Annotated in this window: 14 protein-coding genes; 7 read left to right on the top strand and 7 right to left on the bottom strand. The window is 70.4% G+C overall.

Features of this window, described 5'->3' with window-relative positions:
* Positions 1-42: 42 nt before the first annotated feature.
* From AB6807_RS06145 to AB6807_RS06130, 4 genes are read right to left on the bottom strand one after another with little or no spacing between them, the layout of a single operon-like run.
* Positions 43-1,314 carry an ATP-binding protein gene (locus AB6807_RS06145; protein WP_371083897.1) on the bottom strand — a complete coding sequence of 424 codons (1,272 nt, stop codon included), beginning with the start codon at positions 1,312-1,314 and terminating at the stop codon, positions 43-45.
* Complete coding sequence (locus tag AB6807_RS06140) at positions 1,304-1,909, bottom strand: chemotaxis protein CheB (protein ID WP_371083896.1); 606 nt, start codon at positions 1,907-1,909, stop codon at positions 1,304-1,306. The genes AB6807_RS06145 and AB6807_RS06140 overlap by 11 nt, the downstream gene beginning before the upstream one ends.
* Positions 1,906-2,811, bottom strand: coding sequence for a protein-glutamate O-methyltransferase CheR (locus AB6807_RS06135; protein WP_371083895.1), 906 nt, complete (start codon positions 2,809-2,811; stop codon positions 1,906-1,908). The genes AB6807_RS06140 and AB6807_RS06135 overlap by 4 nt, the downstream gene beginning before the upstream one ends.
* Complete coding sequence (locus AB6807_RS06130) at positions 2,808-6,320, bottom strand: response regulator (protein WP_371083894.1); 3,513 nt, start codon at positions 6,318-6,320, stop codon at positions 2,808-2,810. The genes AB6807_RS06135 and AB6807_RS06130 overlap by 4 nt, the downstream gene beginning before the upstream one ends.
* Positions 6,321-6,476: 156 nt before the next feature.
* On the opposite strand from AB6807_RS06130, the gene AB6807_RS06125 reads away from it, so the two are divergent.
* The 7 genes from AB6807_RS06125 (at position 6,477) to AB6807_RS06095 (ending at position 13,516) form a co-directional block, all read left to right on the top strand.
* Positions 6,477-8,927 (top strand): ATP-dependent DNA helicase, encoded by a 2,451-nt coding sequence (locus tag AB6807_RS06125; protein WP_371083893.1) that lies wholly within the window; start codon positions 6,477-6,479, stop codon positions 8,925-8,927.
* Positions 8,914-9,531, top strand: a complete 618-nt coding sequence (locus AB6807_RS06120; RefSeq protein ID WP_371083892.1) for an alpha-ketoglutarate-dependent dioxygenase AlkB — start codon at positions 8,914-8,916, stop codon at positions 9,529-9,531. Before AB6807_RS06125 ends, AB6807_RS06120 begins: the two co-directional genes overlap by 14 nt.
* Entirely contained in the window at positions 9,528-10,130 is a 603-nt protein-coding gene (locus AB6807_RS06115) for a DUF4304 domain-containing protein (protein ID WP_371083891.1), read from the top strand. The genes AB6807_RS06120 and AB6807_RS06115 overlap by 4 nt, the downstream gene beginning before the upstream one ends.
* A gap of 164 nt (positions 10,131-10,294) precedes the next feature.
* A complete protein-coding gene (locus AB6807_RS06110) occupies positions 10,295-11,338 on the top strand; it encodes an acyl-CoA dehydrogenase (RefSeq protein WP_371083890.1) in 1,044 nt (347 codons plus the stop codon).
* Positions 11,326-12,084 carry a PIG-L deacetylase family protein gene (locus AB6807_RS06105; RefSeq protein ID WP_116907649.1) on the top strand — a complete coding sequence of 253 codons (759 nt, stop codon included), beginning with the start codon at positions 11,326-11,328 and terminating at the stop codon, positions 12,082-12,084. The genes AB6807_RS06110 and AB6807_RS06105 overlap by 13 nt, the downstream gene beginning before the upstream one ends.
* On the top strand, positions 12,081-12,770 hold the full coding sequence (locus AB6807_RS06100) for a class I SAM-dependent methyltransferase (protein ID WP_371083889.1): 690 nt from the start codon (positions 12,081-12,083) through the stop codon (positions 12,768-12,770). The genes AB6807_RS06105 and AB6807_RS06100 overlap by 4 nt, the downstream gene beginning before the upstream one ends.
* On the top strand, positions 12,767-13,516 hold the full coding sequence (locus AB6807_RS06095) for a glycosyltransferase family 2 protein (RefSeq protein WP_371083888.1): 750 nt from the start codon (positions 12,767-12,769) through the stop codon (positions 13,514-13,516). Before AB6807_RS06100 ends, AB6807_RS06095 begins: the two co-directional genes overlap by 4 nt.
* Here AB6807_RS06095 and AB6807_RS06090 read toward each other — a convergent pair.
* The 3 genes from AB6807_RS06090 to AB6807_RS06080 are packed head-to-tail and all read right to left on the bottom strand — an operon-like array spanning position 13,497 to position 17,600.
* Entirely contained in the window at positions 13,497-15,071 is a 1,575-nt protein-coding gene (locus tag AB6807_RS06090; RefSeq protein WP_371083887.1) for an ABC transporter substrate-binding protein, read from the bottom strand. The genes AB6807_RS06095 and AB6807_RS06090 overlap by 20 nt on opposite strands.
* 31 nt (positions 15,072-15,102) lie before the next feature.
* On the bottom strand, positions 15,103-16,776 hold the full coding sequence (locus AB6807_RS06085; RefSeq protein ID WP_371083886.1) for an ABC transporter ATP-binding protein: 1,674 nt from the start codon (positions 16,774-16,776) through the stop codon (positions 15,103-15,105).
* Positions 16,773-17,600, bottom strand: a complete 828-nt coding sequence (locus AB6807_RS06080) for an ABC transporter permease (protein ID WP_371083885.1) — start codon at positions 17,598-17,600, stop codon at positions 16,773-16,775. Before AB6807_RS06080 ends, AB6807_RS06085 begins: the two co-directional genes overlap by 4 nt.
* Positions 17,601-17,603: the final 3 nt, after the last annotated feature.

Raw genomic sequence — 17,603 nt, 5'->3', positions numbered from 1 at the left:
GCAGTATCGCGGCGCCGCGCGGGCGCCGCGGTAGGAGCATGCCTACGTTTGCGTGCCTTCCTTCTCTTTGTCGCTGCCTTGCACTTCGGTGGCGTCCGTCGCGTCCAGCGGCAGGTCGACCACGAAGCGCGAGCCTTCGCCCGGCGCGCTCTGCACGCCGATGCGCCCGCCGTGCAGGCTCACGATCTTGCGCGTGATGTACAGCCCCAGCCCCAGGCCGGCCGCATGCTTGTGGCTGTCGGCGGTGCGCTCGAACTGCTCGAAGACGCGGCCCTGGTCTTCGGGTGCGATGCCGATGCCCTGGTCGCGCACGGCCACCTGCGCCACGCCTGCGCTGCCGCCGTTTTTGCCAGTCTCGTCGATCTGGCGCACCACCATCTCCACAGGCTTGCCGCCGCCATAGCGCAGCGCGTTGGTCAGCAGGTTGGTCAGCACCTGCTCGATGCGGAACTCGTCCCACACGCCGCGCAGCTCGGCCGGCGCATGCAGCGTGATGACCGAGCCCGCGGCCTCGGCCTGCTGGTGCAGGTTCTCGACCACCGCGCGCGACAGCGCGGCCAGGTCCACCGGCTTGGTCTGTATCGACAGCGCGTCGCGGCGCATGCGCGTCACGTCGAGCATGTCGTCGATGAGGCGCACCATGTTGCGAATCTGCCGCTGGTCGCGCTCGATCATGGCGGGCAGCCGCTCGGGCGCGAAGCTCGCGAGGTTGCCCTTGGACAGGTGCAGCTGGCGCAGCTGCGCCTCCAGGTACAGCGTGTTCAGCGGGGTGCGCAGCTCGTGCGACACCATCGACATGAAGTCGTCGCGCATGCGCACCGCGCGCTCCAGCTCGCCCTGCGTGTGCTGCAGCTGTTGCACAAGCTCTTCCTGCTTGCGGTGCGCGGCGGCCAGCGACTCCATCTCGTGGCGCAGCGCCTTGCGGTGGCGGTACAGGTCGACGAACACGTTCACCTTGCTGACCACCGCGTGCGGGTCCAGCGGCTTGTGTAAAAAGTCGACCGCTCCGCTCTCGTAGCCCTGGAAGGCGTAGTTCAGCTCGCGGCCCGCGGCGCTCACGAAGATGATGGGAATGTGGCGCGTGCGCTCGGTGCCGCGCATCAGCTCGGCCAGCTCGAAGCCGTTCATGCCCGGCATCTGCACGTCGACGATGGCCAGCGCGAACTCGTGCTCCAGCAGCAGCGCCAGCGCCGCCTCGGCGGAGGCCGCGCGGTACACCACGCGGCCCGGCGCGCGAATGAGCGCCTCCAGCGCCAGCAGGTTTTCCGGCAGGTCATCGACGATCAGCAGCTTGCTTTCGATGTCAATGTTCATGGGCGGTCTCCAGTTGGAGCAGCAGCTCGCGCAGTTCGCGCAAGGGGAGCACGTAGTCGGGAGCGTGGCGCGCGATGGCGGCTTGGGGCATGGTGGGAATCTGTGCTTCTGTCGGTTCCTGGACGGCGGTGAGCCCGCCGGCCAGGTGAATGCGGTGGAGGCCTTCGGCGCCGTCGTAGTTCGCGCCGGTCAGCAGGAAGCCCGCGAGCGCGGGGCCGTAGGCATCGGCGGCGGAGCCCATCAGCACGTCGATCGACGGGCGCGAGAACAGCACCGGCGGTTCGCAGCTGAGCGAAAAGGTGCGCTCGCGCTCGATGGACAGGTGGTAGCCCGGCGGCGCGAAGTACAGGCTGCCGCCGGCCAGCGGCATCTTGTCGGCGGCCTCGCGCACCGCGATGGGCAGGCGCTGCGCGAAGATCTCCGCCAGGTGGCTCTCGTGGTCCTCGGGCAGGTGCAGCACCACCGCCATGGGCAGCCGCCAGGTGGCGGGCAACTCGTGCAGCAGCGTGTACAGCGCGTCGATGCCGCCGGCCGAGGCGCCCAGCACCACCGCGTCCACGCGCTTCTGGATGGACGAACGCAGGCGTTTCCTCATGCCAGCTTGCGGTAGATGCGCTCGGCGCGCGCATGCGTGTCGAAGCGGTCGGAGTAGCCCGAGAAGTCGATGCTTTCCTTCGAGCCCAGCCCGAGAAAGCCGCGGTGCGACAGCGACTCGTGGAACAGCCCGAGCGCGCGGTCCTGCAGCTGGCGGTTGAAGTAGATGAGCACGTTGCGGCACGACACCAGCTGCGTTTCGGCGAACACGCTGTCGGTGGCCAGGCTGTGGTCGGCAAAGATCACGTCGGCGCACAGCGAGGGGTCGAAGCGCGCGGCGTCGTAGGCGGCGGTGTAGTAGTCGGAGAACGAACTGCGCCCGCCCGCGCGCTGGTAGTTGGTGGTGTAGCCGCGAATCGCCTCCAGCGGAAAGATGCCCTGGCGTGCCTTCTCGAGCGAGGCCGGGTTGATGTCGGTGGCGTAGATCTGCGTGCGCGCCAGCAGGCCTTCTTCGCGCAGCAGGATGGCCAGCGAGAACACCTCTTCGCCGGTGCTGCAGCCGGCCACCCACACCTTCACCGAAGGGTAGGTGTGCAGGATGGGCACCACGTGCTGGCGCAGCGCCAGGAAGTACGCCGGGTCGCGGAACATCTCGCTCACCGGAATCGTCAGGAACTGCAGCAGCCGCCCGAACAGCGCCGGGTCGCGCAGCACCTTGTCCTGCAGCGCCGAGATGCTGGGCAGCCCGAGCTGGTCGAGCGCATGCAGCACGCGGCGCTTCTGCGAGGCCACGGTGTAGTTGCGGAAGTCGTAGCTGTACTTGAGGTAGATGGCCTCCATCAGCAGGCGCAGCTCGATCTCGGTGTCGCTCAGCGGGTGCGGCGGCGTGGGGGGCAGGCCGGACGAGGACACGGGGGAGATCGGCGCGGGCAGGGGCGGTCGGTTGACAGGGGGTGGTGTCATAGGCGCTCCATCTTCGGCATCCACACGCGCAGCATCGAGAACAGGCGCTCCAGGTCCACCGGCTTGGCCAGGTAGTCGTTGGCGCCGGCGGCCAGGCACTGCTCGCGGTCGTCCTTGGTGGCCTTGGCGGTGATGGCAATCACGGGCATCTTCTCGAAGCGCGGGTTGGCGCGCAGGCGGCGCGTGGCCTCCAGGCCGTCCATCTCCGGCATCATCACGTCCATCAGCACCAGGTCGATGTCGCTCACCTGGTCGAGCTTTTCGAGCGCCTCGCGGCCGTTGCGGCCGATCTCGACCATGGCGCCGCGCGCTTCCAGCGCGCTGGTCAGCGCGAAGATGTTGCGCACGTCGTCGTCCACCAGCAGGATGGTGCGGCCCTCGAAGATGCGGTCGCGCCCGCGCGCCGTCTTCAGCATGCCCTGGCGCTCGGTCGACAGCTCGGCCTCCACCTTGTGCAGGAACAGCGTCACCTCGTCGAGCAGCCGCTCCGGCGAGCGCGCGCCCTTGATGATGATGGAGCGCGAATAGCGCTGCAGCTCGGTCTCTTCGTCGCGCGTGAGGTTGCGCCCGGTGTACACGATGACCGGCGGAAACGACACGATCTCTTCCGCCGCCATGGCCTTGAGCAGCTCGCTGCCCTGCATGTCGGGCAGCTTCAGGTCGGTGATCATGCAGTCGAACACGCGGGTGCGCAGCAGCTCCAGCGCCTCTTCGCCGGAGCCCACCGCCACGATCTCGATGTCGTCGTCGCCAATGAGGCGGATCACGCTCTCGCGCTGCAGCTCGTCGTCTTCCACCAGCAGCACCACCTTCACCTTCTGCGTGAGCTTTTCTTCCAGCCGGCCGAACACCTTCATGAGCTCGTCGCGGGTGGCGGGCTTCAGCGCGTAGCCGATGGCGCCCATCTGCAGCGCCGCGCCCTGCGCGTTCTCGGCGGCCGACACCACGTGGATGGGAATGTGGCGCGTGTGGGGCGAATCTTTCAGGCGCTGAAGCACGTCCAGCCCGGTGCTGTCGGGCAGGCGCATGTCCAGCAGGATGGCGTCGGGCAGGAACTGCGTGGCCAGATCGAAGCCGTCTGCCGCGCCGTGCGCCACCAGGCAGCGATAGCCCAGCTCGTGCGCCAGGTCGTAGAGGATGTGCGCGAACTGCGGTTCGTCCTCGATGACCAGCACGCGGCGCACCTGGTCGCGCGGAATGGTGCGGTCGTCGGCGAACTGCGGGGCGGGCACCGGGGAGGGCGCCTGCGGTGCCAGCGGGGCCGTGGGCACGGCCTTGGGCGTGTAGACGACCGAGTGCGCAGCGGGCGCGAACGAATTCGATGACGAAGGAAAGTTCGATGTAGACGAAGACGCCCCCGAAGCCTGCGGCGCCTTCGCCGGCAGCTGCAGGATGAAGGTGCTGCCCTGGCCCGGCGTGCTCTGCACCGTCAGCGTGCCGCCCAGCAGCTGCGTGAGGTCGCGCGAAATCGACAGCCCCAGCCCGGTGCCGCCGTAGCGCCGGCTGGTGGTGCCGTCGGCCTGGCGGAAGGCCTCGAAGATCAGCTCGTGCTGCTTGGCGTCGATGCCGATGCCCGAGTCGGAGACCGCGAAGGCCGCGCCGCCGTCCGCCGTGGGCGAGACCACCACGGCCACTTCGCCGCGGTCGGTGAACTTCAGCGCGTTCGACAGCAGGTTCTTCAGGATCTGTTCCACGCGCTGGCGGTCGGTGACCAGCGTGGCCGGCGCGTCGGCCCCGATCTCGAGGCGGAAGCTCAGGTTCTTCTGCATCGCCAGCGGGCTGAAGGTGCTCTCCAGGCTCTGCGCCAGCTTGGCGAGCGACATGTCTTCGGTCACCACCTCCAGCTTGCCGGCCTCGACCTTGGCAATGTCCAGGATGTCGTTGATCAGCACCAGCAGGTCGTTGCCCGACGAGTAGATGGAGTCCGCGAACTTCACCTGCTCGGGCGAGAGGTTGCCCTGCGGGTTGTCGCCCAGCAGCTTGGCCAGGATGAGCGCGCTGTTCAGCGGCGTGCGCAGCTCGTGCGACATGTTCGCCAGGAACTCCGACTTGTAGCGGCTGGCGCGCTGCAGTTCGTCGGCGCGGTCTTCGAGGTCGCGCTGCACGCGGCGCAGCGCGGTGTTGCGCTGGTCGAGCGCCTCGGTGCGCTCGGACAGTTGGCTGTTGGTCTGCTCCAGCTCGGCCTGCTGGTTCTCCAGCATGGCCTGCGAGGCGCGCAGGGCGCGCGACTGCTCTTCGAGCTCTTCGTTGGCGGTGCGCAGTTCTTCCTGCTGCACCTGCAGTTCTTCGTTCAGCTGCTGGGTTTCGGCCAGCACGTCCTGCAGCTGCTCGCGGTAGCGCGCGGCCGCCAGCGAGGTGCCGATGTCGTCGGCCACCACGTCCAGCAGCTGGTTGCCGCGCTCGTCCAGCGGGCCCGGCAGGCCGAGCTCGACCACGCCGTTGGCCATGCCGCCGTCGGTCACCGGGAGCAGCAGCACCGCCTTGGGCGACATCTGGCCCAGGCCGGAGTTGACCTTCAGGTAGTCGGCGTCCACCGGGTCGATCAGCATGCGGCGGCGCTCGGCCGCGGCCTGGCCGATCAGGCTCTCGGTGGGGGAGAACACCTGCGGCGTGGCTTCCGCCGCGCTGGAGAAGCCGTAGCTCGCCGCCCGGCGCAGCGGGCCGTGCCGCTCGCGCACATAGATGGCGCCGACCGCCGTGCCCAGGTAGCGCGAGAAGAACGCCAGTATCTTGCGGCCCATGTCGGGCGCGCTCAGCTCGCCCACCAGTTCGCCCACCAGCTCGGTCTGCGCGCTGCGCAGCCAGGCTTCGTGCGCGAGCCGTTCCGCATGGGCGGCCTGCTCCTTCAGCACCACGTCGTAGCTGTCCGACAGCCGCATCAGCTGGCGCCGCCCGAAGTACGCCACCAGCCCGGTGAAGCCGACCGTGAACAGCAGGAACAGCCCCACCGTCCACCACGCGGTGCGGTTGGCGTCGTTGTTGCGCTGGAAGCGCAGCGTTTGCTCGGTGTCCATGAGCGCGTTGAATTCGGTGCGCATGTCGTCGGTGAGCCGCTTGCCGCGGCCCAGCCGCACCTGCGCCTGGGCGTCTTCGCCGGCGCGGCGCGCGGCGATGAGGCTGCGGGCAAATTCCTGCCAGGTCGCCTGGATGCCCGCGATGCGGTCGACGCGCTCCACCTGCTGGCGGTTGTCGGCCACCAGCGCGCGCAGCGCGGCGGTGTCGCCCTTCATGCGGGGCAGGGCGCTCTGGTAGGGCTCCAGGAAGCTTTCGTCGCCGGTGATCAGGAAGCCGCGCATGCCGGTTTCCATGTCGATGCTCTGGCGCTGCAGTTCGCTGGCCGCGCGGGTAACGCGGTCGGTATGCTCGACCCAGCCGATGGTGTTGAGCAGGAACAGGATCAGCCCGACGAACACCACGGCGCCGAAGACGCCGCCGATCAGGGGCAGCTTGATGTTGCGGCTCAGCAGGCGTTCAAAGTCTTCGGGGTCGATCGCAGTGGGTGTATTCATCGGACGCATTTGTAAGCAAAACTTGTCAAGTTTTGCCGAAAAACGCCGGTCGCCCTGTCGGAGAAGGCCCCGACAGGGCAAGAAACAGGGGTACTGCCCTTCGGCAGGGCTGGCTATACTGTAAATCCATACAGTCCACGCCAGAAATGGCCCGCAATGGGTACTGCCTTTTCCAACCCGCCCGCGGCGCCCGTTGCCGTGACCCACGTCGTTTCCGTCAAGGCGCTGTGCGCCTTCGGCGCGAAGGCGGGCGACCTCGACCTGCGCTTCGTGCCCGCGCCCAGCGCCCAGGAGGGCATGGCCGGCCACGCGCTGGTGCAGCACCGGCGCGGCGACGGCTACGAAAGCGAGGTGGCGCTGGACACCACCTGCGGCACGCTGCGGGTGCGCGGCCGGGCCGACGGCTACGAGCTGCGCCGGGGCAGGGGGAGCGAGGTGATTGAGGCCCGCGTGGAAGAAATCAAGACCTTCCGCGGCGACTTCGACGCCATCCGCGGCAACCACCGCGCACTGCACTGGGCCCAGGCCCGCAGCTACGGCTGGATGCTGTGCGAGCTGGACGGCCACGCCGCCATGACCGTGGCGCTGGTGTACCTCGACCTGGCCACCGGCGATGAAACCGTGCTCGAAGAGCACCACACCCGCGACGCACTGCGCGAACACTTCGAGGCGCTGTGCGCGCGCTACAGCGCCTGGGCCGCGAGCGAGGCCGGCCACCGCGCCGCGCTCGACCAGACCCTGGCGCAGCTCGAGTTCCCGTACCGCAGCTTTCGCGCCGGCCAGCGCGAACTGGCCGAGGCCGTGTACCGCGCCGGCGTGGGCGGGCGCTGCCTCATGACGCAGGCGCCCACGGGCATCGGCAAGACGCTGGCCACGCTGTTTCCGCTGCTGAAGGCGCGCGCGGCGCAGAAGATCGACAAGGTCTTCTTCCTCACCGCCAAGACCTCGGGCCGCCCGGTGGCGCTCGATGCCCTGCGCGTGCTCGACAAGGGGCAGGGCGCCGGCCGCCTGCGCGTGCTGGAGCTCGCGGCGCGCGAGAAGGTGTGCGAGTACCCCGACCGCGCCTGCCACGGCGACGCCTGCCCGCTGGCGCGCGGCTTCTACGACCGCCTGCCCGCCGCGCGCGAGCAGGCCGCGCAGGTGGCCTGGCTCGACCGGCAGGCGCTGCGCGACATCGCCCTGGTGCACGAGGTGTGCCCCTATTTCCTCGCGCAGGAAATGACGCACTGGGCCGACGCCATCGTGGGCGACTACAACTATTACTTCGACAGCAGCGCCTTCCTGTACGCCACCATGCGCGACGCCGACTGGCGCGTGGCCGTGCTGGTCGACGAGGCGCACAACCTGCTGGAACGCGCGCGCGGCATGTACACCGCGTCGCTCGAAGGCGCCGCGCTCGAAGAGGCGCACCGTGCGGCGCCTTCGGTGCTGCGCGGCCCGCTGGCGCGCCTGTTCCGCGAGTGGGACACGGTGCAGCAGTCGCAGCAGGCCGACTACGAAACCGGCGACGAGATCCCCGAGCGCTTCCTGCGCACCCTGCAGGCCGCCAACACCGCCATGGCCGAGTACTTCGCGGCCACGCCCGATGCCTCGCAGGGCCCGCTGCAGCGTTTTTTCTTCGACGCGCTGCACTTCGCCCGGCTGGCCGAGGCCTTCGGCGACCACTCGGTGTTCGAGCGCACGCTGGGCGCCACCCAGCAGGAGCGCACGCTGGCCCTGCGCAACCTGGTGCCAGCGCCGTTCCTGGCCGCGCGCTTCGGCGATGCGGCGTCGGTCACCTGCTTCTCGGGCACCTTGTCGCCGTTCGCGTTCTACCGCGACGCGCTCGGCCTGCCCGAGAACACCGTGCTGCTGGACGTGGCCTCGCCCTTCACCGCGCAGCAGCTGCGCGTGGAGGTGGCCATGCACGTGTCCACGCGCTTCAGGGACCGCGCGGGCTCGCTGCGCAACGTGGCGGACATCATCGGCGCGCAGTTCGAGCGCATGCCGGGCAACTACCTGGCCTTTTTCAGCAGCTTCGACTACCTGGAAAAAGCCTGCGCCGCGTTCTCGCTGCGGCACCCCGGCGTGCCCGTGTGGACGCAGACGCGCGGCATGCGCGAGGCCGACCGCCACGGCTTCATCGCGCGCTTCGAGGAAGGCGGGCAGGGCATCGGCTTCGCGGTGCTGGGCGGCGCGTTCGGCGAGGGCATCGACCTGCCGGGCAGCCGGCTCATCGGCGCCTTCGTGGCCAGCCTGGGGCTGCCGCAGTACAACGAGCTGAACGAGATCACCCGCGAGCGCATGCAGACGCGCTTCGGCAAGGGCTACGAGTACACCTACCTCTACCCGGGCTTGCAGAAGGTGGTGCAGGCGGCGGGCCGCGTGATTCGCACCGAGGAAGACCGGGGCGTGCTGCACCTGCTGGACGACCGCTTCGCGCGCGCCGAAATCCGCGAGCTGCTGCCGCGCTGGTGGCATGTGCAGCTGGCGGGCGCTGTGCACGGCGGCGCGAACGAAGAGGCGAACGAAAGGGTGGGCGCAGGAGTGAGCAAGGGAGTGAGCAAGGGAGTGAGCAAGGGAGTGAGCAAGGGAGTGAGCAAGGGAGTGAGCGATGGGCGCCGCTAGACGCCTGGAGCACGCCGGCCAGCCCGACCTGTTCGGCGAGGCGCCGGTCGCGGCCATCGAAGGGCTGCGCTACGAAAACGGCTTTCTGTCGCGCGACGAAGAGGCCGGGCTGCTGCGCCTCGTGCAGGGCTGGCCGCTGAAGGAGATGCGCTACAAGGAATACACGGCGCGCCGGCGCGGCATCGGCTTTGGCGGCAGCTACGACTTCGACACCAACCGCCTCAAGCCTGGCGCCCCGTTGCCCGCCGAGCTGCACCCGCTGCGCGACAAGGCGGCCGCGTGGGCCGGCATCGCGCCCGAAGAGCTCACGCATGCGCTCATTGCCGAGTACCGGCCCGGCACGCCGCTGGGCTGGCACCGCGACGTGCCGGACTTCGAGGACATCGTCGGCGTTTCGCTGCACGGCGACGCGGTGATGCAGTTCAGGCCGTATGTGCCGGGTGCGGCCGCATCGGGGCCGGCCACGCTCGAATTCCTGATCGAGCCGCGCTCGGTGTACGTGCTGCGCGGGCCGGCGCGGTGGGCTTGGCAGCACGCCATCGCGCCGACGGAGGGCTTGCGATACTCGATCACCCTGCGTACCCGGAGACGACCCAGCCCATGAACCGCGCCACCTTTCTCAGGCTCCTCGAAAAGAAGCTGTTCCCCGTGCTCAAGGCCGAAGGCTTCGAGGGCACCGGCCAGACGCTGCGCCGCATCGACGGCCCGGTGATCCATGTGTTCAACGTGCAGGGGGCCAGCGGCGCGAGAGGAGGAGGGGCTTGCTACCTGAACCTCGGCGCGCACCTGGCCTTTTTGCCGACCGAGGGCGGCGGGCAGGTCGCGCCGCGGGACATCGAGGAAGCGCACTGCGTGTTCCGCGACCGCATGCACCCGCCGCCGGGCGAAGCCTTCGGCTGGGCCTATGGCACGTCGAAGGAAGAGGCGGAGGAAAGCGTCGAGTTCATCGTGAGCGAATGGAGCGGCCCGGGCCGCGCCTTTTTCGCCCGGCATGGCAGCTACCCGCAGAGCTTCGAGCAGCTGCTTCGCGAGACCGACCCGAACGGCGTCCACGCGCGCACCGCGCTGCACCTGGCCCGCATTGCCGCGCACCTGGGCGACCGCGAGCGGGCGCAGGCGCTGGTCGATGCGGGGCTGGCGCGGGCGCCCGAGCGCGCGACCTCGCTGAAGGCAGACCTCGCGCAGGTGCTGGCGAGCGCCTAGCTTTCCGCGGCTGGTTCTGCGGCCGTTTACGCGGGCGTTCCACGGCCGGTTCCGCGACGGTCGGCCGACACCGCCTCCTGCAACCCGAGCGGCGGCTCGGCTCCTACAAGCCACGACGCTGCTTGCCGACGAGCCCGCCTCCATGGCCTGCCTAACTTCAGGCCATGTTCGATCCCGTTCCCGCCGATGTCCTCACCCCCCTGGCGCTTCGGCACGGCCGCGGCCTGTCGCTGGGCCATCTCGTCGAAGCGGGCATCGACGTGCTGCCGCGACCGGGCTCGGGCCACACGCTCGCGCGCTGGCGGGTGCTGGCGGCCGTGGCCGCGCACGACCTGTCGCTGGTCAAGCTCTTCGAGGGCCACACCGATGCGCTCGCCATCCTGGCCGAACTCGGTGGCGCACCGTCGACGCCGCGCGGGGCGCGCTGGGGCACGTGGTGCGCCGAGCCGCCGGACGCGAAAGTGGTGTTCGAGCCGGCCGCCGCAGACGGCAAAAACGACGGCAACGGCGCAGGGCAGGCCATTCGCATGCACGGCACCAAGGCCTGGTGCTCCGGCGCGGCCAGCGTCACCCACGCTGTTGTCAGCGGCTGGAACACGGCCGGCGAACCGTGCCTGGCAGCCGTGTCCATGACCCAGCCCGGCGTGCGCGTCACCGACGAGGGCTGGCACGCCGTCGGCATGGCCGCGAGCGCGAGCGTCGACGTGCGCTTCGACGGCGCGCGCGCGGTGCAGATCGGCCAGCCCGGCGACTACGTGCGCCGGCCCGGCTTCTGGCAGGGCGGCGCCGGCATTGCCGCGTGCTGGTTCGGCGGCGCGCTGGGCATCGCGCGCCAGGTGCGCAAGGGCACGGGCCCGAAGGCCGACGCGCACCGGCTCGCGCACCTGGGCGCCATTGAGGTGGCGCTGGGCGGGGCCGCCGCGTTGCTGCGCGAAGCCGCCGAGTGGATCGACCGCCACCCGAAAGACAACGCCCAGCGCGTCGCGATGTGCGCGCGCCTGGCCGTCGAGCAGGCCGCTACCGAGGTGATGCGGCACGCCGGCCGCGCGGTCGGTGCCGGCCCGCTGTGCCGCGACCCGCAGTTCGCGCAGGCCATGGCCGACCTGCCCGTGTTCCTGCGACAAAGCCATGCCGAGCGCGACCTCGCGGCGCTCGGCCAGCTGGCCACCCAGACATCTGAAGAGGAGACCGCGTCATGGACCCTGTAGAGCGCCGCGCCATCCGGGGCGAAGGCACCACCGAAGCCGAATGGCACCGCTGGCCGGGCCTGGCCGAGTTGCCGCACATCGACCTGCGCGCGCTGGTGCCCGAGGGCTCGCGCGCGGTGGTCGTCGCGCCGCACCCCGACGACGAGGTGCTCTCGGTGGGCGGCCTGCTGGCGCAGCTGGCCGACAGCGGCACGCCGGTCGAGGTGATCGCCGTGACCGACGGCACCGCCAGCCACAGCGGCTCCACCGAGTGGTCGGCCGAGCGGCTGGCGCAGGCCCGCCCGCGCGAAAGCCTGCGCGCCTTGCGCCGGCTGGGCCTGTCCATTGCGCCGGCGCGGCTCGGCCTGCCCGACGGCGGCCTCAAGGACATGCGCGCCTTGCTCGCGGCGCAGCTGGTGTCGCTGCTGCGCCCGGGCGACGTGGTCTTCACCACCTGGCGGCAAGACGGTCACCCCGACCACGAAGTCACCGGCGAGGCCTGCGCGCTGGCCGCGGCCAGCGCCGGCGCGCGCCTGGTCGAGGTGCCGGTGTGGGGCTGGCACTGGTCCCGCCCCGGCGACAGCCGCATGCCGTGGAAGAACGCCTTTCGCCTGCCGCTGAGCGCCGAGGCCGTGCGCCGCAAGCGCGCGGCCGTCCAGGCCTTTACCAGCCAGTTGCGGCGCGATGCGTCCACCGGCTCCGGCCCGGTGCTGCGGGCCACCACCGTCGAGCGCGCGGCGCGGCCTTACGAAGTGGTGTTCCTGTGAGCGGGCCTGCCGAAAAGGCGCAGGGCCAGCAGGGCCAGCAGGGCCAGCAGGGCCAGCAGGGCCAGCAGGGCCAGCAGGGCCCAGATCGGGACCAGCGCCCGTACTTCGACGCCCTCTACGCCGCCAGCGACGACCCCTACGCCTCGCGCCAGCGCTGGTACGAGGCCCGCAAGCGGGCCGTGCTGCTGGCCGCCTTGCCGCAGCCGCGCTTTCGCCGCGCCTACGAGCCGGGCTGCGGCATCGGCGAACTTACGCTCGCGCTCGCGCAGCGCTGCGACGAACTGCTGGCGAGCGACTTCAACGCGCAGGCCGTCGCGCTGGCCCGCCAGCGGACGGAGGCGATGACCAACGTGCAAGTCGCGCGCCACACGCTGCCGGCCGACTGGCCGCACGACGCCGGCGGCTTCGACCTGATCGTGCTCAGCGAGGTCGGCTACTTCCTGCCGCGCAGCGACATGCAGCGCGTGGCCGAATGCTGCGCGCTTTCTCTGGACGACGACGGCACGCTGGTCGCCTGCGACTGGCGGCCCGATTTCGAACAGCGCAGCCTCGCCACGAAGGACGTGCAGGGCATCCTCGCCGAGCTGGGGCTCGCACGGCTCGTGCTGCACGAGGAAGACGATTTCGTGCTGCAGCTGTGGTCGCGCGACGCGCGCTCGGTGGCGCAGCGGGAGGGCATCCGGTGATCGGCGTCGTCATTCCCGCGCACAACGAGTGCGAACGCATCGGCGCCGCGCTGGCCGCCGTGCAGCTGGCGGCGGCGCACCCGGCGCTGGCCGGAGAAGCGGTGGAAGTGGTGGTCGTGCTCGACAGCTGCAGCGACGCCACCGAAGACGTGGTGCTCGCGCACGGCGTGGCGCGCTTGTCATTGACGGCGCGCAACGTGGGCATTGCCCGCGCGCGCGGGGCCGAGCTGTGCATCGAGGCCGGCGCGCGCTGGCTCGCCTTCACCGACGCCGACACCGTGGTCTCGCCCGACTGGCTGGTGATGCAGCTCGCGGAGCAGGCCGACGCGGTGTGCGGCTGCGTGGCGGTGGAAGACTGGAGCGTGCACGGCACGGAAGGCGAGCGCGTGCAGGCGCATTTCGACAGCCGCTACACGCACGCCGACGGCCACCGGCATGTGCACGGCGCCAACCTGGGCGTGGCCGCCGAGGCCTACCGCCGCGCGGGCGGGTTCGCGCCGCTGGCCTGCAGCGAAGACGTGGCGCTGGTCGAGTCGCTCACCGCCATCGGCGCGCGCATCGCCTGGAGCGCCGGCCCGCGCGTGACGACCAGCGCCCGCACCGACGCACGCGCGCGCGGCGGCTTCGGCGACACGCTGCTGGCCATGGTGGCCGCGCTGGCACCGGCGGTGCCGGTGCCCTTGTCGATGCCTGTTCCCGTGCCGGTACCGATGCCGTTGCTGGGCTTCAGCCGCGCGTCGCCGTGACCGACACGCCCCACAGGCGGGGCTTGCCTTCCCAAACCGCAAAGCCGCTCACGCGCTTGCGCACCGCCCAGGCGTCGATGCCGTTGAACAGCATCACCATGGGCACCTGCTGGATCATCTGCGCGTGGATCTGGTCGAACAGCACCTGGCGCTTCTTCGGGTCGGCCTCGGTGAAGCTGTCGTCGATGAGCTTCAGCGCCTGCGGGTCTTCCCACACCTTGCGCGCCTGCTTGTCCTTGGGGCCGGAGAACTGCTCGTAGCTCAGCGCCGGGTCCAGCCGCGACGAATAGCTGAACGAGCTCATCTGGTAGTTGCCGCTGTTGTAGCGGTCGAGCTGCGTGGCCCATTCGAGCACCTCGATCTGCGCGTTGATGCCCACCGCCTGCATCATGGCCTGCGCCAGCACGGCCACCGTGTAGCTGGGCACGTGCGCGCGCTTGTTGGTCTGGATGGTGATCTTCTCGCCCTTGTAGCCGGCCTCGCGCAGCAGCTTGGCGGCCTGCGCCGGGTCGTAGTGCCAGCCCTTCTTCTGCGCGGCGCTGTAGAAGGCCGAGCCCTTGTGGATGGCCGAGTTGTTCACCGCGCCCAGCCCTTCGGAGGCGGCCGCCACGATCTGCTCGATGTCCAGCGAGGCCGCGATGGCCTGGCGCAGCTTCTGGTTCTTCAGCAGCGGGTCGCGCGTCTGGATCAGCAGCACGTTCTTGATGGCCTCGGGCGGCGCCTGCACCGTGAGGCTGCGGTCGGTCTTCAGCTCCTGCGCGTCGCTCGACGTGATCTGCCCCGCGTCGATGGCGCCCGACTTCAGGCCGGCCGCGGCCGTGGCGGCGTCGGGCACCACCAGGAACCTGACCGTGTCGACCAGCGGTGCCTTCAGGCCGGTGTAGCCGTCGGACCTGGTGGCGCCGGGCGACGAGGTGTAGCCCTTGAAGGCGGTGAGCGTCACGTACTCGCCGCGCTTCCATTCGCCGAACTTGAAGGGGCCGGTGCCCACCGGCTTGTCCCAGCTGCCATCGGCCTTCAGCGAGCTCTTGTGCAGGATGGCCGTCATGCCGCAGTCGGTGCGCGCGAGCGTGTCCAGGAACACGGCCGAGGGCTTGTTGATCTTCATGACGAAGGTGGCGTCGTCGGGCGTGGCGGTGTCCACCACCTTCAGGCCGTTGCGCCCGTCGTACTCGCTGGTGCAGCGCCAGTCGGTCTTCGGGTCCATGTAGCGCTTCCAGTTCCAGGCCACGTCGGCGGCGGTGAGCGGCGCGTCGTTGTGGAACTTCACGCCCTTGCGCAGCTTGAAGGTGTAGGTGAGGCCGTCGGCCGACACATCGACCGACTGCGCCAGCAGCGGGCCCACGCTGCCGTCCGCGCGGTAGCCGACCAGCCCCTCGACCACGTTGAGCAGCACGCCGTCGGTGGTGTTGTCGCGGTTCACGCCGGGGTTGGTGGAGCGGATGTCGGCGGGCTGCGCCACGGTGACGGTGGTCTGGGCGAAAGCGGCCGATGCGGCCAGGCAGGCTGCTGGGACGGCGGCGAGGGCGGCGCGGCGAAGGGTGAAGCGGGGCATGAAGGACTCCTGCGGTTCAAGGACAAAGAAATCAGGCGAAGGCCGGCGCCGGCGTTTCGGCCCCGAAGCGCCAGCGCAGCCGCACGCCACCGGCGGGCGTCGGCTCCAGCGCGGGAATGGCCGACAGCAGCTTGCGCGTGTAGTCCTGCTGCGGCGCGTCGAACACCGCGTCGCGCGGGCCTTGCTCGACGATGCGGCCGTCCTGCATCACGATCACGCGGTCGGCCACCTGCTCGACCACGCCCAGGTCGTGGCTGATGAACAGGCACGAGAAGCCGTGGCGCTTCTGCAGCTCGGCGAACAGCTCGAGCACCTGCGCGCGCACGGTCACGTCGAGCGCGGACACCGGCTCGTCGGCGATCACGAAAGCGGGCCGGCGCACGATGGCGCGCGCAATGGCCACGCGCTGGCGCTGGCCGCCGGACAGCTCGTGCGCGTAGCGCGGCGCGTAGGCGGTACCGAGGCCCACCTCGTCGAGCACCTCCGCCACGCGCCTGGCCTTGTCGGGCGACGACATGCCCTTCACCAGCCGCAGGCCTTCGCCCACCAGCTGGCCGATGGTCATGCGCGGATCGAGCGAGGCGTACGGGTCCTGGAACACCATCTGGCACTGCAGCCGGTAGTCTTCCCAGCCCGCGTCCGAACGCAGGATGGGCCGGCCGCGGAACAGGATGTCGCCTTCGCTCGGCTTGATCAGGCCCGCGATGGTGCGGCCCAGCGTGGTCTTGCCCGAGCCCGAGCCGCCCACCACCGCCACCACCTCGCGCGGGCGCACCACCAGGTCGATGCCGTGCAGCGCGCGCTTGGGCACGGCCTTGGCGAACAGGCGGCGGTGGCCGGCGTAGTCGACCACCAGGTTGCGCACCTCGACCACGGGCGCCTCGTCGGGCACCTGGCGCGCGGGCATGCGGCGCGGCATGGCCTGCAGCAGCTCGCGGGTGTAATCGTGCTTCGGGCGCTCGAGCATCTCGTCGGTGCGGCCGGTTTCCTTCACCTCGCCGTGGCGCATGACGACCATGCGCTGGGTGAAGCGCGCGACCATGGGCAGGTCGTGGCTGATCATGAGCACGGCCGTGCGGTGCTCGCGCGTGAGGCCGACCATCAGCTCCAGCACGTCGCGCTGCACCACGGCGTCGAGCGCGGTGGTGGGCTCGTCGGCGATCAGCAGCGCGGGCTCCAGCAGCATCACCGAGGCCAGCATCATCCGTTGCCGCATGCCGCCCGAAAACTCATGCGGCCAGGCTGCGAGCGCGCCCTTGGGGTCGCGGATGCCCACGCGCGCCAGCATGTCGAGAATGCGCGCCTCGCGCGCGGCCGCGCCCAGGTCGCGCCGGTGCAGCGCCAGCGCCTCGCCCAGCTGCTTGCCGATGGTCATCGACGGGTTCAGCGAGGTCATGGGCTCCTGGAACACCATGCCCACGCGCGCGCCGCGCAGCTCGCGCAGCCGCGCCGGCTTGGCCAGCGCCAGGTCTTCGCCCTCGAACAGGATGCGGCCCGCCGTGCGCACCAGCGGCGGCGGCGTGAGGCCCATGAGGGCGCGTGCGGCCTGCGTCTTGCCGCTGCCCGATTCGCCGACGATGCCGACCATCTCGCCCGGCGCGATGTCGAAGGACACGTTGCGCACGATCTCGCGGCCGCCGTGGCCGACAGCGAGCGTCAGGCCTTCCACGCTGACCAGGGGGCCTTGGGTTGTGGTGGTGGTCATTGCACGCCCTTCATGCGCGGGTCGAGCCAGTCGCGCACGGCGTCGCCCAGCAGGTTGATGCCCAGCAGCGTCAGCGCGATGCACAGGCCCGGAAGAATCGAGAGGTAGCTGGCCTGCGCCATGAACGGGCGGGCCGAGGCCAGCATGTTGCCCCAGGTGGGCGCCGGCGGCGGCACGCCCAGGCCCAGGAAAGACAGCGCGCTCTCGGCCAATATCACCCAGCCGAACATCGAGGTGGCCAGCACCGTGAGCGGCGCGGTGCAGTTGGGCAGCACGTGGCGCACCATGGTGTACAGCTCGGAGTTGCCCAGCACGCGGGACGACTCGATGAACTCCTTTTCGCGCAGCGACAGCACCGTGCCGCGCACGATGCGCGTTACCGAGGGCGTGTAGGCCAGCCCCAGCGCCAGCACGATGCCGTACTGGTTCGCGCCCACCACCGCCAGCAGGCCCAGCGCCAGCAGCAGGCCGGGAAAGGCCAGCAGCGCGTTGTTGAAGGCCATCACGATGCGGTCGGTCCAGCCGCGCAGAAAGCCCGTGAGCACGCCCACGATGCTGCCCACCACGATCGAGAAGCCCACCGTCAGCACGCCGATCCACACGCTGGTGGCGGCGCCGGCCATGAGCCGCGAGAGCTCGTCGCGGCCGAACTCGTCGGTGCCCAGCACGTAGGTGGCGCCGGGCAGCTTCAGGCGCGAGCCGAAGTTGATGCGCAGCGGGTCGTGCGGCGTCCACACCAGGCTCAGCAGCGCGGCGCCCACGATGAGCGCGACCACGACGATGCCCACCAGGGCGTTCAGGGGAATGCGTTTCTTGCGTTTCATCGT

It is taken from the genome of Variovorax sp. RCC_210, assembly GCF_041355175.1.
GTDB lineage: Bacteria > Pseudomonadota > Gammaproteobacteria > Burkholderiales > Burkholderiaceae_C > Variovorax.
The sequence above is the reverse complement of the archived record's forward strand: the minus strand, read 5'-3'. Positions and strand labels throughout refer to the sequence as shown.

What these genes read in the sequence shown, in the direction of transcription:
- AB6807_RS06105 (WP_116907649.1), top strand. Translation starts at nt 11,326, where the DNA reads ATGGACCCTGTAGAGCGCCGCGCCATCCGGGGCGAAGGCACCACCGAA.
- AB6807_RS06080 (WP_371083885.1), bottom strand. Translation starts at nt 17,600, where the DNA reads ATGAAACGCAAGAAACGCATTCCCCTGAACGCCCTGGTGGGCATCGTC.
- AB6807_RS06085 (WP_371083886.1), bottom strand. Translation starts at nt 16,776, where the DNA reads ATGACCACCACCACAACCCAAGGCCCCCTGGTCAGCGTGGAAGGCCTG.
- AB6807_RS06115 (WP_371083891.1), top strand. Translation starts at nt 9,528, where the DNA reads ATGAACCGCGCCACCTTTCTCAGGCTCCTCGAAAAGAAGCTGTTCCCC.
- AB6807_RS06135 (WP_371083895.1), bottom strand. Translation starts at nt 2,811, where the DNA reads ATGACACCACCCCCTGTCAACCGACCGCCCCTGCCCGCGCCGATCTCC.
- AB6807_RS06145 (WP_371083897.1), bottom strand. Translation starts at nt 1,314, where the DNA reads ATGAACATTGACATCGAAAGCAAGCTGCTGATCGTCGATGACCTGCCG.
- AB6807_RS06125 (WP_371083893.1), top strand. Translation starts at nt 6,477, where the DNA reads ATGGGTACTGCCTTTTCCAACCCGCCCGCGGCGCCCGTTGCCGTGACC.
- AB6807_RS06130 (WP_371083894.1), bottom strand. Translation starts at nt 6,320, where the DNA reads ATGAATACACCCACTGCGATCGACCCCGAAGACTTTGAACGCCTGCTG.
- AB6807_RS06120 (WP_371083892.1), top strand. Translation starts at nt 8,914, where the DNA reads ATGGGCGCCGCTAGACGCCTGGAGCACGCCGGCCAGCCCGACCTGTTC.
- AB6807_RS06140 (WP_371083896.1), bottom strand. Translation starts at nt 1,909, where the DNA reads ATGAGGAAACGCCTGCGTTCGTCCATCCAGAAGCGCGTGGACGCGGTG.
- AB6807_RS06110 (WP_371083890.1), top strand. Translation starts at nt 10,295, where the DNA reads ATGTTCGATCCCGTTCCCGCCGATGTCCTCACCCCCCTGGCGCTTCGG.
- AB6807_RS06090 (WP_371083887.1), bottom strand. Translation starts at nt 15,071, where the DNA reads ATGCCCCGCTTCACCCTTCGCCGCGCCGCCCTCGCCGCCGTCCCAGCA.